The 738-nt window shown below is 69.5% G+C and carries 1 protein-coding gene; it reads left to right on the top strand.

The annotated features are described in order from the left end of the window. Window positions 1-16: 16 nt before the first annotated feature. Window positions 17-738, top strand: a 722-nt coding sequence (locus tag VQ02_RS34440) for a tetratricopeptide repeat protein (RefSeq protein WP_425339947.1), incomplete at its 3' end; no start/stop codon positions are given.

Here is a 738-nt window from a genome sequence, read left to right as displayed (position 1 = left end):
GGGCCGGATCATGCGGATGGCCGCCAAGATCATCGAGCAGACCGGCACCGATGAGGCGGCCGTCGAAGCATGGCGCCGGGTCGCGGGCGCGGCCCGGACGGATGTGAGCGTCCTGATCGAGGCCGGCGACCGCCTGCTCCGCGCGGGTGCGGGGGAGGATTCGGCCCGGATCTTCGAGGCCGCCTATGCGGCCGATCCGACGAATGGCCGCCTCCTGGTGATGCTCTACCGCAGTGAGCTGCTCTTCTCCGACAACGAGCGGCTGGCCGAGTTGGCGGCTCTCATCGTGCGGCTTTACCCGGAGGAGGCCGAACGGGCCGTGCGCCTCGCCCAGCGCGCGCGTCGTCCGGAGGTGAAGGCGATCGAGGATGGCAGCTCGCCCGCCCTGCTCGATTCCGTGGCCGAGGAACCCCTTCCGGTTCGGATCCGGCACGCCTTGAAACAGCAGGATGTCGTCGCCCTGGCCGAGATCGCCGAGGCCGAGATCCGGCGGGAGCCGGACAGCGCCACCGCCATCTGGCTTCTCGGTGAGATCGCCCTCATCAAGGGAGACCGCGAGCGCGGCGGGGAACTGATCCTGCGCGCGTGCCAGGCGGCGGATGCCGAGCTGGAGGATCCCTGGAAGACCCTGGGTCGTCTCGCCGAGGAGGAAAAGAGCGAGGAGCGGCTCAGCTATTACGTCTCCGCCCTGATGACCAACGGTCAGGGCCGGATTCGCCGGATGGCCGCCAAGGCACT

The sequence above is a fragment of the Methylobacterium variabile genome (assembly GCF_001043975.1).
Classification (GTDB): domain Bacteria; phylum Pseudomonadota; class Alphaproteobacteria; order Rhizobiales; family Beijerinckiaceae; genus Methylobacterium; species Methylobacterium variabile.
Note: the sequence above shows the minus strand (reverse complement) of the source record. Positions and strands in the feature narration are given on the sequence as shown.